Source organism: Streptomyces sp. TLI_053, assembly GCF_900105395.1.
In the GTDB taxonomy this organism is placed as follows: Bacteria; Actinomycetota; Actinomycetes; order Streptomycetales; family Streptomycetaceae; genus Kitasatospora.
Genome location: NZ_LT629775.1, coordinates 2,542,665 through 2,556,348 on the forward strand (window position 1 = coordinate 2,542,665; position 13,684 = coordinate 2,556,348).

Consider the following 13,684-nt stretch of genomic DNA (forward strand, 5'->3'; position numbering starts at 1 on the left):
GCGCCCCGCGAGCACGGTGCGGCGCGGGCGGTGATCGTGAGGTGATCGCGAGGAACGCCGTCCGCCGCCCGCACCCCAGGAGGATGCCACCGTGGTCTCCCCGATCATCACTCCCGACGGTTCCCCGGTCCGGGGCCCGCTCGGCATGCTCGCCAAGGCCGCCTGGCAGGTGCTGCTGCTCGCCGGGCTGGTCTCGCTCGCGCTCGGGATCATCGTGTTCGTCTGGCCGAAGCAGACGCTGTGGGTGGTCGGCGTGCTGTTCGGCCTCTATCTGCTGGTCATCGGCATCGTCCAGCTGGTCGCCGCGTTCGGCACCCACGGCAGCACCGCGATGCGGGTGCTGGCCTTCATCAGCGGCGCACTCTGCGTACTGCTGGGCCTGCTGTGCTTCCGCAGCGCGGCGCAGTCGTTGCTGCTGCTGGCGATCTGGATCGGCATCGGCTGGCTGTTCCGCGGTATCACGCAGTTGGTCGCCGCGCTCTCGGACGAGACGATGCCGGCCCGCGGCTGGCAGGCCTTCGCCGGTGCGGCGAACACGCTGGCCGGGGTGCTGCTGATGGTCTGGCCGGTCGGCTCGATCAAGGCACTGACGGTGCTGGCCGGGTGCTGGCTGCTGTTCCTGGGGCTGGTCGAGATCGTGACGGCCCTCCAGGTGCGCAGTTCCGCGAAGCAGATCCCGTCAGGCGTCTGACGAGGCGACGGCGGCACGGCGGGACGACAGGGCGACAGGGCGACAGGGCAGCGGGACGACAGGACAGCACGACGGCGGGCCCGGGCCCGCCGTCGGCGCGTCGGGCGTCAGCGCCAGACCGGGGCGTCCGTGCCCCACCGGCCCGGCGGGCGGGACCAGTCCGCCGGGGCGCCCGCGTAGCCGATGGGCGGGCGGGCGTGGCGGAGCCGGCCGTGGGCCGACCCTTCGGTCTCGGTGATCCACCGGGCCGGGTCGTAGGGCTCCTCGTTCGGCAGGACGTGCGGGTCTGCGGTGGGGGCGATGCCTTCCAGCAGCCAGCAGGCGGTACCGGCCAGGGAGTAGCGCAGGTGGCGGCTCCCCGGCCGGCCGGTGCGCTGCTCGGTGAGGGCGCGCAGGACCCCGGCCGCGATCAGGTAGCCGGTGCCGTGGTCGAGGGCCTGGGCGGGCAGGACACCGGGACGGCCGTCGGCGCCCGCCTCGACGACGGCGATGCCGCAGCCCGCCTGGACCAGGCTGTCGAAGCCCCGGCGTCCGCTCCACGGGCCGGTCCACCCCCAGGCGTTCAGCTCGACCACCACCAGGCCCGGCCGACGGGCGAGCACCTCGTCGGGGGCGAGGCCGTACCCGTCGAGGGCGCCGGGGCGGTAGCCGGTGACGACGACGTCGGCGGTGGCGAGCAGGTCCTCGAACACGGCCCGGTCGGCCGGAGCCGCGAGGTCGAGGCGGGTGGAGCGCTTGCCGAAGCCGGTGTCGGCGTGGGCGTCCTCGGCCTCGGGCAGGCCGGGCGCATCGACCCGCAGCACGTCGGCGCCGAGCAGGGCGAGGGTGCGGGTGGCGACCGGTCCGGCGATGACCCGGGTGAGGTCGAGGACACGGATCCCGTCGGCCGGCAGGCCGGCGGGGGCCAGGGGACGGGGCGCGGCCTCGTCGACGGTCCGGCGTTCGACCAGTGGCAGGGCCAGCTCCCGGACCGGTGCGACCGCGACGGCGAGCGCTCCCGCCGCGTACGCGCGCTCCTGGACGACAGCGGCCGGCTGTTCGCCCAGCACGGCGGCGAGCCGTTCGGGCCCGGTGCCGACGGGCAGGCCGAGGGCGGTGAGCAGCCGGTCCCGGTGGTGGGGGTAGTTGGCGTGGGTGCGCAGCCAGCCGTCGGCGGTCTGCCAGAAGCCCGAGAGCGGCGCGAAGGCGACCGGGGCGCGGCCGTCGATCCGCAGGTGGCGTTCGCTGACGAAGGCCGTGGCGACGGCGCCCTGGTCGATCCGGACCTCGGCCACCGTGCCGGCGGACCCCGCACCACCGGACCCCGAAGCACCCGACCCCGGGCCGCCCGAGCGCAGCGCGGCCAATTCGGCGGCGGCCAGCGAACAGGCGGCCACGGTGGCCCGGGCCAGCCGCCGCACGGGCAGCCGGGAGGGCAGCACCGCGTCCGGGCCGTGGAAGGAGACCCGGTCCAGCAACGCGGCCGGTCCGCCGAGCGCGGTCCAGGCGTCGGCGGTGGGCCCGTCGACGCCGGGCGGCGGCGCGTCGGCGGGGACGGGACCGGAGACGGGGTCGGGGGCCGGGGCGGGGAGCGAACGGTCGGTCATGTCGGCATTGTGCGCGCCGACCTGGGCGGTCGCAGTGACCTCGGCCACCTTCCGACGTGTCCCGGCGGTGCGCCTGGCGCGGGGCCGACGGGGCAGAACCGGACCATAAGCGGGTCGGCAGCAGGTCGGCAACGGGTCAGAAGGTGAACCGGAGCGCGCGGACCCGGTGGTCGAAGCTGGACGGCGCGATTTCCGGTTCGCCGACCGACCGGGCCTCGGGGAGCCGGGTGAACAGCTCCCGGTAGAGCACTTTCATCTCCTGACGGGCGAGGTGAGCGCCGACGCAGTAGTGCGGCCCGCCCCCGCCGAAGCCCAGGTGCGGGTTGGGGGTGCGGGTGATGTCGAAGGCCCCGGGGTCGGCGAACACGGTCTCGTCGTGGTTGGCGGAGCCGTAGTAGAGCACCACCTTCTCGCCCGCCCGCAGCAGCGGGCCGTCCGGGCCGCCGAGCCGGTGGTCGACGGCCAGGGTGCGGCGGAACTGGATGATCGGCGTGGAGTGGCGGACGATCTCGTCGACCGCGCCGCCGAGGTGCCGGTCGAGGTCGCCGAGCAGCAGGGCGCGCTGGCCGGGGTGGACGGTGAGCAGGTGGAGGCCGTGGGCGAGGGCGTTGCGGGTGGTCTCGACACCGGCGACGAGCAGGAGGGAGAAGAAGGCGCCGAGTTCGCGGCCGGTGAGGCGGCGGCCGTCGACGTCGGCGGTGACCAGGGCGGAGATCAGGTCGTCGGCGGGGCGGCGGCGGCGCTCCCGGCCGAGGGCGGCCACCGTGCCCTGCATCCGGGCCAGTGCCCGCAGTCCGCGGCCGGGCGTCCGGAGGCGCTGGAGCAGCGGGCGCGCGACGCCGGTGTGCTCGGAGGCGTGGTTGACCTGGTCGAGAATGACGCGGCGGATTTCGGCCGGAATGCCCATCATGTCGCAGATCACCCGGAAGGGGAGTTCGGCGGCCACCGCGTTGACGAAGTCCGGGGGGCGCTCGTGCTCGACCCGGTCGACCAGTTCGGTGGCGACCCGGCGGATGTCCGCCTCCACCCGGGAGAGCAGGCGCGGCGTGAAGGCGCGGGAGACGATCCGGCGCAGCTGGGCGTGCCGGGGGTCGTCCAGGTTCACCATCGAGTCCCCGAACAGGAGGCGGACCCAGCGGGCGGGTTCGGGCGTGGTGACGCCCGGTCCGCTGAGGAAGACGCCGGGGGTACGGCTGGCCTCGACCACGTCCGCGTGCCGGACCAGGGCGTGGAAGCCCTGGTCGCGGCCACCCCGGCCCGGACCGGCACCGAAGCGGGCGGGGGCGGGGAGGCGGCGCAGTTCGGCGAAGGCGGCGGCCCGGGCCGGGGCGGGCAGCCGCCAGAAGGCCGGATCCGCGAGGTCGACGCCCTCCGGCCGGTCGACGGCGGTCGCGGAGCCGCCGCCCGCGCTCCCGGGCCGGACGTCCGCCCCGGACCGGACGTCCGCGGCCGCTCCGGCCGTCGCGCCGCCGGCCGTGGTCGCACCGGCGCCGGATGCGGTGGTGCCCATCCCGGGCCTCCTGTCCCTGTCGCTCCCGTGTGCGCGGGATCACAGTGTGTGAGGTCACATTCAGTGCGTATCGGAACGAAGCTGTCAAACCGATATGACGGCATGAATAGCATCTTCCGGGACCAGTCGGGCGCGGGTCGGGCCTCCGTCCCGCCCCGGACCGTCGGGATCCGGCCACCGCGTGACACCCGCGTGACACCCCTCCCGTACCGGACGCCCCGGTGGCGCCGGAGGTGTCGGTGCCCGAACGGCCTGCCTCGCCGGGACCCGCCCGAGGTGCCCGGACGTGCCGTCACAGGGGTGGAACCGGCCAATAGCGGAGGGTGCGGTACTGGTCGGCGGAGGCGAGTGCGACGATGAGTGTCATCGTGATGACCGACCGGATCCGCTCGCTGCGCGCCGTGGTCTTCGCCGCGCTCTGCGTGGCGCTGGCCGCCACGGCGCACGTCTCCATGTCCGGTTCCGGGGTTTCGGCTCCCGTCCTCGCCGGCGCGTTCGGTCTCGTCCTCGGCCTCACCTGGTTGCTGGCCGGCCGGCGTCGCGGGCTCACGGTGATCAGCCTCTGGATGGTGGCGGCGCAGACCGCCCTGCACCTGACCTTCGAACAGGCGGGCACGCTGTTCGCCGGTGGCGGCGCGGCCCGCGTTCCACCGACGGACTGGGCCTCGCTCCTGTTGTGCAATCCGGACGCGGCACCCACCGGGGTGACGCCCGACGACCTGGCCGTGATGGCCGGGCTCGATCCGGACGTCCCGCCGGCCGGTGTGCAGGCCGCGACCGCCGCGCACCACGCGCACGGCGCGGCGGCGGCACCGGCCCTCCCGTCCGGATCGGGCGCGGGGGTGACCGGCCAGAGCATGACCGGTCAGAGCGTGGCCGGTCAGGGCATGGGCGGCCACGGCACGGGCGGACACGACATGGCCGCGCACGGCATGTCCACCGGCATGATCGCCGCCCACGTGCTCGCCGCGCTCGCGTGCGCGCTGCTGCTCTGGCGCGGCGAGACCGCGCTGGTGCGGCTGTTCGACCTGCTCGGCGCACTGGGCGCGGTACTGGCCGGGGCGCTGCTCGCACCGCTGCTGGCCCTGTTCGGCCGGCCCGCCGGGTACCGGCCGCCGGGAGCGCCGAGACCCGTCGGCAGCCGGACCAGGCTGCCGCGGCTGGTGCTGCTCTCGCACGCCCTGGTGAGGCGCGGGCCGCCCCGCGCGGTGTTCGCCCGCTGACGCGCCCTCCGCCCCCGGACACCGCCGGTGTCCCGAAGCGGTGGGCAGGTCGCCCCGCGCCGCAGCCGCGCCGCCGGGTACCGCCGCCCGTCCCGGACGACCCCGACCGACCGCGGACCACCGCACCGCCCTGCCGTCGCACCGACCCGCCCAGCCCCGCACCTTCTGCCGGAGGCCGGGCCGGGAACGGGACCGACGACCACGGACGGCGGCGGAGGCCGCCGGAGGCGGGCGACCCAGGAACGGCGCGCCGCCGGTACCGACGGACGCCGCCCGCGCGACCGGGGCCCGGGCCCGTGCGCGCCGACCGTTCCGCCGTTCCACCGGCCGGGGCTCCGGACGCGCGGCCGCCCACCGATGCCGACGGTTCCGCCCGCAGCGGGACCGCACCACCGTCTTCCCCTCGGGACTCCTCCATGTCTCACTTCGACGGCGCACCGGTCCGAACCGGCGCCACCGTCCTACCGCGTCCGCCCGTCGTCCCCCTGCCCGGGACGGCCCTCCACCCCGGCGGCGGCCCCGCCGCCGGGCCGCACCCGGTCCGGCTCCGCGCCGCCCTCGGGCTCGGCGCCACCCGCCGGCTCGGCGACTCCCTCCGGCTCCGCGCCGAGGCGGGTGAGGAGCCGCGCCGTCCACTGCGCCGACGGGTCGCCGCCGCTCCGGTCGGCGAGCAGCGGTCCGCGCAGCCGCTCCGCCCGCTCCAGCCAGTCCCGGCAGACCGCGCAGCGCGCGACGTGCTTGTCCAGTCGACGGTCCGGCACACCGGCCGGCTCACCGTCGAGGCGGGCCGACAGAGCGGTACGGAGTTGCTCGCATCTCATATGACCATCGTCCCGCACCTTCTTCGAGGTGGGACCGTCCGGGTAGGAGGCCGCCGCCGTGGATGACGAGCAGCTGACCGCCCTCGCCCTGGCCGCCCGCGAAGGGCGGTCCGCCGACGTCGAAGCCTTCGTCCGGGCCACCCAGCGGGACGTGTGGCGGTTCGTCGCCCACCTCACCGACGTGCAGTCCGCCGACGACCTCGCCCAGGAGACCTTCCTGCGCGCCCTGCGCAGCCTGCCCGGGTTCGCCGGGCGCTCCTCGGCCCGGACCTGGCTGCTGTCGATCGCCCGCCGGACCGTCATCGACCGCTACCGCACCGCCGCCGCCCGCCCGCGCTGCGCGGCGCTGCCGGACTGGCAGGAGGCCGCCGAGCGGCAGGGCACCACGCCCGCCGCGGGCTTCGAGGACGGCGTGGCGCTCGGCGACCTGCTGGACCGGGTGCCCGCGCAACGCCGGGAGGCCTTCGTGCTCACCCAGGTGGTCGGGCTGAGCTACGCCGAGGCCGCCGAGGTGGCCGGCTGCCCGGTCGGCACCGTCCGCTCCCGGGTCGCCCGGGCCCGCGAGGAACTGATCGCCCGCCTGCGGGCCGCCGAGGCCGGGGAGCCGGCCCCGGGCGCGACGGCGGAACTGGCGGCCGCCTGCTGAGCGGCGCGCCAGGACCGCCGGACGGCGGGTGACGGATCCCGGGATCCGTCACCCGCCGTCCGGCGTACTCCTGCCGTCCGCGTGCCCCCCGACCGGCGTGTTCCCTCCGCCCGGCGTGCCCCGGCCGCCCGGTCAGGCGCCGGCCGCCGGGCGGCGCGCCAGGAAGACGAACTCCTTCCCCGGACGGTCCGGCGCCTCCCGCACCTCCGTCACGACGAACCCCTGCGCCGCCAGCTCGCCCTCGACCTCCTCCCGCTCCCGGAAGCGCAGCGTCGAGTCCGAGGTCAGCACCTGACCGTCCGCGGCGAAGACGAAGGTCCACCGGAACGTCACCAGCGGCCCGTCCACCCCGGTCACCCGCACCCAGCTCTCGACCGCGCCGACGCCCGGGAGCTCCGTCACCCGGTGGGACTTCTCCCGGGTCCAGTCCTCCCAGGCGCGCGCGGCCGGGTCACGGGTCTCGAAGAGCAGATGGCCGCCGGGCCGCAGTGCCTCGAAGGCCCCGCGCAGCGTGCGCCGCCAGGCCGCCGGGCCGGCGATCGCCTGGGCGACGTTGGCGGTCATCGTCACCAGGTCGACCCGCAGTGGCGGGAGGTCCGCGGCGTCGCCGTGGAGCCAGCGCACCCGCCCGCCGCCCGGCTTGGCCCGGGCCACGTCCAGCGAGGCCCGGGCGGGATCGACACCGACCACCTCGACCCCGCGGTCGGCCAGGAGGAGCGCGAACACCCCCGTCCCGCAGCCGATGTCCAGCACCCGGCGGGCGCCCAGCTCTCCGGCCAGCCGGAGGTAGGGGTCGAGATCTCCCCGGTCGGGGTCGAGCGGGTCGTAGATCGCGGCCAGCCTGGGATGTCCGAAGCATTCGTCAGCCATGCACTCGAACATATGACGGTGCGGACCCGACGCGGGCGGCAACGGCACAGGCCGCCCGCCGGGAGCCGGCGGCGGGCCATGGGCAACGCCGCACAGCCGGCAGCCCACAGCCGGCAGCGCACAGCCGGCAGCGCACAGCGGGCAGCGGGCAGCGGGCAGGATCGGCCACCGTGGGCATGATCCGGCCAAGCCTGAAAAATCCCCCACCTGTTCGGAACTCGAGCCGGGGTGTCTCCGACTGCTGTACCGGACGCCGCCGCCGAGGTGGTGTCCGGACAGCGCGGGGGAACGGAGGATGACCGATGGCAGCGCAGCAGTCGCCCGCCACCAGTACGTCGGGTGACGGCCCGGTCCGGTCGGAGGACCGGTGGAGTCTGGTCCTCGCCGCAGGGCTGATCTCCTTCGTCGCGATGCTCGACATGAACGTGGTCAACCTCGCGCTCACCGACATCGCGGACGCCCTCGACGTCTCCCCGACCACCGCCCAGTGGGCCGTGCTCGGCTACCAGCTCCCCCTGGTGGCCCTGCTGCTGCCCGCCGGACGGTGGCTGGACCAGGTCGGCATGCGCGCCGCCCTGCTGCTGTCGGTCGGCGGCTTCGCGCTCTGCAGCGCGCTGGCCGCCGTCGCGCCCTGGGCGAGCTGGCTGATCGCCGCCCGCCTCGCCCAGGGGGCCTTCGGCGCCGTGCTGTTCGTCCTGATGCCGGTCCTAGCGGCCACCGCCGTCCGCCCCGAGCTGCGCGGCCGCGCGATGAGCGTGCCCGCCACGCTGGGACCGCTGGGCGCCGTCACCGGCCCGGTCGTCGGCGGACTGCTGCTCGACCACGTCGGCTGGCGGGCGATCTTCCTGGTCAAGCTGCCGATCTGCCTGGCCGCCTGGCTGATCGCCCGCAAGGACGCCCCGCGCGGCGGCAAGCGGCTGCGGCTGCCCGACCGCTCCTCGCTCGGCGACGCCGCGCTGATCGGTTCGGCCGTCGCCGCCGTACTGCTCGGCCTCACCCTCGCGCCGGACGCGCCGCTCTGGCTGCTGCTCACGCTGCCCTCCGTGCCCCTGGTGCTGTTCTGGCTGCGCCGCCCCGGCGGGCGGCCGGTCGCCGGGGTGCTGCGCGCCTCCGGCACCGCCGCCGTCAACGGCTCGGTGCTGGCCCTCGCGGCCGGCTTCGCCGCCAACCACTACCTGCTCGCCCAGTACCTGCGCCGCGACGACGGCGAGAGCGCCACCAACACGGCTCTCACGATGCTGGCGTTCCCGCTCGGCATGGTGCTGGCCGGCCGCTTCGGCGGGCGGCTCGCGGACCGCTGGGGCGCCCGCCCGACGGCGCTGACCGGCGCCGCCGTGACGGCGTTCGGCCTGCTGCTGCTCGTCCCGGTCGACACCGCCTGGTCCCCGCTCGACATCGCCTGGCGGCTCGCGGTCGCCGGCGTCGGCATGGGCCTCAACGGCGGTCCGGTCCAGGCCCTGGTGATGAGCTCCGCCCCGCCCGACCAGCTCGCCACCGCCGGCTCGGCCGTCCAGCTGGCCCGCAGCCTCGGCTTCGCGCTCGGCCCCGCGCTGGGCACCGCCGCCACGCTCTACGGCACCACCGAGGTCGCCGGCATCCGGGCCGGGCTCACCCTGGCCGGAATCGCCGCCGCCCTCGCCGTCGGCCTCCTGACCCTGCACCACCGCAACAACCGCACCAAGGACGCCGCACCCGGCGGCAGCACCGGCGGCGGGAGCACCACCGGAACCGACCGGACGATCCGCAGCCGCGTGTGACCCACCGTCACACCTCTCCCAACGCACGGCAGATCCTTACCGGAGGAACAACCGCAATGACCGACACCGTCCACGACCCGACCGCGGCGGGCGAGACGCCCGACGGGGCACGCTGCCCGTTCGGGTACGACGAACTTCCAGATCCGGTGCCGCTGTTCGGACCGGAGTACAAGAGCGACCCGTACCCGCTGTACCGGCAGATGCGGGCCGCGGGCCCCGTCCACCGGGTGACCTTCCCGAGCGGCGTCGGCGCCTGGCTGGTCACCGGCTACAAGGCGGCCCACGCGGCGCTCAACGACCCCAGGCTCGGCAAGAACCACTCACTGGGCAACGAGGACTGGCGCAAGCTCGCCTCGATCATGCCGGAGCCGCAGCACTCCCAGCTCCAGGTGCACCTGCTGCACCAGGACCCGCCGAAGCACACGACGATGCGCAAGCTCGTCCTGGACGCCTTCGCGCCGCGCCGGGTGGAGTCGCTGCGCCCGCGCATCCAGGAGCTGGCCGACGCCCTGGTCGACGAACTCCCGCCGACCGCCCCGGCCGGCGGCACCGACCTGGTCGAGGGCTTCGCGGCCCACTACCCGTTCCGGGTGCTGGCGGCCGTGATCGGCCTGCCCCAGGAGCTCGCGGTGCGCTTCGACCGCGACTGGGGCAAGGTGGTGCAACCGGTCGGCCCGCAGGACCCGGGCCGACCGGCGTACGAGGGCCGGCTGCACGGCCTCCAGGGCTACATCGCCGACGTGGTCGCCCACAAGCGTGCCACCTACGACCCCGCCGGGCCCGACGTGGACCTGCTCGGCCGGCTCGTCGCCGCCTGCGACGCCGGCGAGTTGAGCCCCGAGGAGCTCGACTCCATGGTGTTCCAGCTGCTGGTCGCCGGCCAGGAGCCGGTCACCAACCAGATCACCACCATGCTGATCACCCTGCTGCGCCACCCGGAGCAGCTCGACCGGCTGCGGGCGAGCCTCGACCCCGACGCGCCCGGCGCCGAGCCGGGCCTGCTCACCCGGGCGATCGAGGAACTCCTCCGCTACGACGGCGCGTTCGAGCTCACCACCTGGCGGTTCTTCGGGGCCGACAGTGACCTGCACGGCACCACCGTGCCGGCCGGGGACTCGGTGATCGTCTCGCTCGGCGCCGCCAACCGCGACGAGGAGCAGTTCCCGGACACCGACGTCCTGGACTTCGACCGCTCCCCCAACGCCCATCTGGCCTTCGGCCACGGCATCCACTTCTGCCCCGGTGCCGCCCTGGCCCGCGCCGAACTCCAGATCGCCATCGGCACCCTGCTCACCCGGCTGCCCGGGCTGCGCCCGTCCGTCGCCGAGGGAGAGCGGATCGACTCGCTCGCCTGGGTGCCCGCCGTCCTCGCCCGTGGAGTGAACCGGCTCCCGGTCGCCTACGACCGGCGGCACTGACCGCCCCGAGGACGCAACGACGCGTCTCCCCGCACCACCACAGCGTCCCGGCGACCGCCGCCGGGGCGTGGCTCCGCCTGCCCGAAGCCCGTACACCGTTCCGTGGAGGACAACCATGCCGCCCGCCGGCACCACCGTCACCAGTGACTCCCAGGCCGACAGCAACGAGAGCACCGGCACCGCCCACACCGTCCCGGACCAGCAGACCGTGGCCCGGCTCTCCGCCGAGATCCTCGACCTGCTGCTCCCGCACCGCCGCGCGTCCGATCCGGACGCCGAGGCCACCCCCGCCGACTTCCCGCTCCAGCTGGAGCAGTTGGCGGACTTCATCACCGCCGGGGACCAGATCCTGTTCACCCTGCCCGGCTTCCCCTGCAAGTCGCCCAACCTCGCCAAGGTGCTCAGCCACCTGCCCGACGAGGGCGAGCGGCTGTCGCTCACCTTCCTCAACCGGCTCGCCGAGGAGATCGGCAAGATCTACGAGCCCGGCGCCAAGATCCTGATCTGCTCGGACGGCCACATCTTCGGCGACCTCATCCACGTCCCCGACGACCACATCGACCAGTACTCCGACGAGTTGTCCGCGCTCATCGAGCGCGAGGGCCTGACCAATCTCGACACCTTCGACCTGCGGGCCGTGCTCGGCGACCTGCCCTTCGACGAGAAGCGCGCCCGGGTGCACGCCAAGTACGCGCCGACCAAGGAGGAACTGCGCGAGCAGGTGCTGACCGACGAGGAGACCGCCAAGCTCTACCGCGGCATCACCCGCTTCCTCACCGAGGACACCTTCGGCTGGACCGGCACCAAGTCCGCCCTCCAGAAGGACTGCCGTCAGCGCGCCTACGGCGTGATCCAGCGCAGCCGCGCCTGGGGCGACCTGATCGCCGAGCAGCACCCCCGCTCGTTCCGGCTCTCCATCCACCCGCAGAAGGTCGGCGTGCTGAAGTTCGGCATCCGGCTGCTGGAGCACACGGACATGTGGATGACCCCGTGGCACTCCTCGGTGCTCCACCGCCCGGACGGCGAATGGGAGCTGATCCGCAGCGAGGAGGCGGCGAAGGTCGGCCGGCTGGTCGAGCGCAACGGCCGCCCGAGCCACTACGAGACCTCCTGACGTTCGACGGAGACCGGGGTGGGGAGAGCGGTCGGGACGGTGACTCCGGTGACAACCGGCTTCACCGGGGGCGGGGCGATCACGCCTGCCCTCGTACCCGCGGCACCCCCCACCCCCCTGCCCGACGGCGGCGCGACCGGACCCGGCACCCCCGGGTCCGGCGCGCCGACCGGCGCGCGGTGGTCGAACGCGATCAACGGGTCCCCCGTGAGCGGATGTTCGATCACCGCCGCCCGCACCCCGAACACCTCGGCGAGCAGCTCGGCGGTCAGCACCTCCCTGGGCTCCCCGGAGGCGACCAGCGTGCCCCGGTGCAGCACGTGCAGCCGGTCGCACACCGAGGCCGCCGCGTTCAGGTCGTGCAGCGCGACCAGCGTCGTGCGGCGCTGCTCCCGCAGCAGCGCCAGCAGCTCCACCTGGTGCCGGACGTCCAGGTGATTGGTCGGTTCGTCCAGCACCAGGACGTCCGGCTGCTGCGCCAGCGCCCGTGCCAGCAGCACCCGTTGCCGCTCCCCGCCGGAGAGCTGGGCGAACCCCCGGTCCGGCGCGTGCGCCATGCCGACCCGGGTCAGCGCCTCGGCCACCAGCCGGTGGTCCTCGGCGTCGTCCTTCGCGAACGCCCGCTTGTACGGGGTCCGGCCCATCGCGACCACCTCGCGCACGGTCAGCTCGAAGTCGCCGCCGCGCTCCTGCGGCAGCGCCCCGATGTGCCGGGCCGACTGCGCCGGACTCAGCTCGGACAGCTCCCGCCCGGCCAGCAGCACCCGCCCGGCGCTCGGCCGCAGATGCCGGTAGACGGTGCGCAGCAGACTGGACTTGCCGCTGCCGTTGGGACCGACCAGGCCGGCGATCTCGCCCTCCTTGGCGACCAGGTGGACACCGGCCACCACGGTCCGCCCGGCGAGGGAGACGCTCAGGTCTTCGACGGCGATTCTCAATTCCGCTCCAGTCGTCGGTCCAGCAGGTAGAGCAGGGTGGGCGCCCCGAGCAACGCGGTGACCACGCCGATCGGCACCTCCTGGCCGTCGAGCGCGACCCGGGCGATCAGGTCGACGACGACCAGCAGGACGGCGCCGGTCAGGGCCGACAGCGGCAGCAGCCGCCGGTGGTCGCCCCCGACCAGCAGCCGGCACACGTGCGGCACCATCAGGCCGACGAAGCCGATCGCACCGGAGACGGCGACCAGCACCCCGGTGAGCACACTGGTCACGGCGAAGATCTCACGGCGCAGCCGGGCCACGTCGACCCCGAGGCCCGCCGCCGTCTCGTCGCCCATCAGCATCGCGTTCAGCCCCCGGGCGCGGCCCTGGAGCAGCACCAGCCCCAGGGCCACGGCGGCGGCAGGGACGGCGAGCTGTCCCCAGGTGGCGCCGCTGAGACTGCCCATCAGCCAGAACAGCACGCCCCTGGTCTGCTGCTCGTCGCCGGTCTGGAGCACGAGGTAGCTGGTCAGGCCGGTGAGGAACTGGCCGATGCCGATACCGGCCAGCACCAGGCGCAGCGGGGAGAAGCCGCCGCCGCGCCGGGCCAGCAGCCACACCAGGGAGAACGCGGCGAGCGCGCCGAGGAAGGCCGCCACCGAGACGGTCAGTCCGGCGATCCCGCCGACGGACAGCGACAGGCCCAGGCCGGTGCCGAGCACGATCACGCCGACCGCTCCGAGCGAGGCCCCCGAGGAGATGCCGAGCAGGTAGGGGTCGGCGAGCGGGTTGCGGACCAGGGCCTGCACCGCCGTGCCGACCAGACCGAGCCCGGCCCCGACCGCCGCCGCCAGCAGCGCGCGCGGGACGCGCAGCTGCCAGACGATGAGGTCGCGGGTGCCGGGCGCCGGGTGCTGCCCGGTGAGCCGCCGGCCGACCACCGACCACACCTCGCCGGGCGGGATGTCCACCGAGCCGAGCGAGACGGCGGCGGTCAGCGCGACGAGCAGCGCGGCGGTCAGCAGCGCGGCCAGCGGCCCGGGGCGCAGCGCCCGGGCCCGGCGCCGGGGCCGCGGCCCGGGGGCGGCCGGGTCGGCGCCGGGGCCGGGCACGGCCTCCGTGGCGTGG

The 13,684-nt window shown here is 75.3% G+C and carries 12 protein-coding genes; 6 read left to right on the forward strand and 6 right to left on the reverse strand.

The features are described from left to right. The first annotated feature begins 91 nt into the window (after window positions 1-91). Window positions 92-691, forward strand: a complete 600-nt coding sequence (locus BLU95_RS10095) for an HdeD family acid-resistance protein (RefSeq protein ID WP_353653553.1) — start codon at window positions 92-94, stop codon at window positions 689-691. 107 nt (window positions 692-798) lie between these two features. On the opposite strand, the gene BLU95_RS10100 is transcribed toward BLU95_RS10095, so the two are convergent. After that, on the reverse strand, window positions 799-2,277 hold the full coding sequence (locus tag BLU95_RS10100) for a CoA transferase (RefSeq protein ID WP_093864768.1): 1,479 nt from the start codon (window positions 2,275-2,277) through the stop codon (window positions 799-801). 136 nt (window positions 2,278-2,413) lie between these two features. Continuing rightward, the gene (locus BLU95_RS10105; RefSeq protein WP_093859715.1) at window positions 2,414-3,787 is read right to left on the reverse strand and encodes a cytochrome P450; all 1,374 of its coding nucleotides are present in this window, start codon (window positions 3,785-3,787) and stop codon (window positions 2,414-2,416) included. A 356-nt stretch (window positions 3,788-4,143) separates the two neighbouring features. Here BLU95_RS10105 and BLU95_RS10110 point away from each other — a divergent pair, with 356 nt between their 5' ends. Continuing rightward, entirely contained in the window at window positions 4,144-5,010 is an 867-nt protein-coding gene (locus BLU95_RS10110) for a hypothetical protein (RefSeq protein WP_093859716.1), read from the forward strand. Window positions 5,011-5,471: 461 nt separating this feature from the next. On the opposite strand, the gene BLU95_RS10115 is transcribed toward BLU95_RS10110, so the two are convergent. After that, on the reverse strand, window positions 5,472-5,831 hold the full coding sequence (locus BLU95_RS10115; protein WP_093859717.1) for a zf-HC2 domain-containing protein: 360 nt from the start codon (window positions 5,829-5,831) through the stop codon (window positions 5,472-5,474). A 58-nt stretch (window positions 5,832-5,889) separates the two neighbouring features. On the opposite strand from BLU95_RS10115, the gene BLU95_RS10120 reads away from it, so the two are divergent. Next, window positions 5,890-6,477 (forward strand): sigma-70 family RNA polymerase sigma factor, encoded by a 588-nt coding sequence (locus tag BLU95_RS10120; RefSeq protein ID WP_286158623.1) that lies wholly within the window; start codon window positions 5,890-5,892, stop codon window positions 6,475-6,477. 132 nt (window positions 6,478-6,609) lie between these two features. On the opposite strand, the gene BLU95_RS10125 is transcribed toward BLU95_RS10120, so the two are convergent. Next, entirely contained in the window at window positions 6,610-7,347 is a 738-nt protein-coding gene (locus BLU95_RS10125; RefSeq protein ID WP_093864770.1) for a class I SAM-dependent methyltransferase, read from the reverse strand. 302 nt (window positions 7,348-7,649) lie between these two features. Between BLU95_RS10125 and BLU95_RS10130 the strand changes: the two genes are divergently transcribed. The 3 genes from BLU95_RS10130 (at window position 7,650) to BLU95_RS10140 (ending at window position 11,636) form a co-directional block, all read left to right on the forward strand. Next, a complete protein-coding gene (locus tag BLU95_RS10130) occupies window positions 7,650-9,104 on the forward strand; it encodes an MFS transporter (protein WP_093859718.1) in 1,455 nt (484 codons plus the stop codon). A 56-nt stretch (window positions 9,105-9,160) separates the two neighbouring features. Continuing rightward, the gene (locus tag BLU95_RS10135) at window positions 9,161-10,522 is read left to right on the forward strand and encodes a cytochrome P450 family protein (RefSeq protein WP_093859719.1); all 1,362 of its coding nucleotides are present in this window, start codon (window positions 9,161-9,163) and stop codon (window positions 10,520-10,522) included. Between the two features lie 115 nt (window positions 10,523-10,637). Next, window positions 10,638-11,636, forward strand: a complete 999-nt coding sequence (locus BLU95_RS10140) for an L-tyrosine/L-tryptophan isonitrile synthase family protein (protein WP_093859720.1) — start codon at window positions 10,638-10,640, stop codon at window positions 11,634-11,636. Here the strand turns inward: BLU95_RS10140 and BLU95_RS10145 are convergent. Next, window positions 11,621-12,574, reverse strand: a complete 954-nt coding sequence (locus tag BLU95_RS10145) for an ABC transporter ATP-binding protein (protein WP_093859721.1) — start codon at window positions 12,572-12,574, stop codon at window positions 11,621-11,623. The two genes, BLU95_RS10140 and BLU95_RS10145, sit on opposite strands and share 16 nt — an antisense overlap. Beyond that, entirely contained in the window at window positions 12,571-13,668 is a 1,098-nt protein-coding gene (locus BLU95_RS10150) for a FecCD family ABC transporter permease (protein WP_093864771.1), read from the reverse strand. The genes BLU95_RS10145 and BLU95_RS10150 overlap by 4 nt, the downstream gene beginning before the upstream one ends. Between the last annotated feature and the right edge of the window lie 16 nt (window positions 13,669-13,684).

Coding starts and splice junctions, on each gene's coding strand:
- BLU95_RS10140 (WP_093859720.1), top strand. CDS start 10,638: ATGCCGCCCGCCGGCACCACCGTCACCAGTGACTCCCAGGCCGACAGC.
- BLU95_RS10135 (WP_093859719.1), top strand. CDS start 9,161: ATGACCGACACCGTCCACGACCCGACCGCGGCGGGCGAGACGCCCGAC.
- BLU95_RS10110 (WP_093859716.1), top strand. CDS start 4,144: ATGAGTGTCATCGTGATGACCGACCGGATCCGCTCGCTGCGCGCCGTG.
- BLU95_RS10130 (WP_093859718.1), top strand. CDS start 7,650: ATGGCAGCGCAGCAGTCGCCCGCCACCAGTACGTCGGGTGACGGCCCG.
- BLU95_RS10125 (WP_093864770.1), bottom strand. CDS start 7,347: ATGGCTGACGAATGCTTCGGACATCCCAGGCTGGCCGCGATCTACGAC.
- BLU95_RS10115 (WP_093859717.1), bottom strand. CDS start 5,831: ATGAGATGCGAGCAACTCCGTACCGCTCTGTCGGCCCGCCTCGACGGT.
- BLU95_RS10105 (WP_093859715.1), bottom strand. CDS start 3,787: ATGGGCACCACCGCATCCGGCGCCGGTGCGACCACGGCCGGCGGCGCG.
- BLU95_RS10100 (WP_093864768.1), bottom strand. CDS start 2,277: ATGACCGACCGTTCGCTCCCCGCCCCGGCCCCCGACCCCGTCTCCGGT.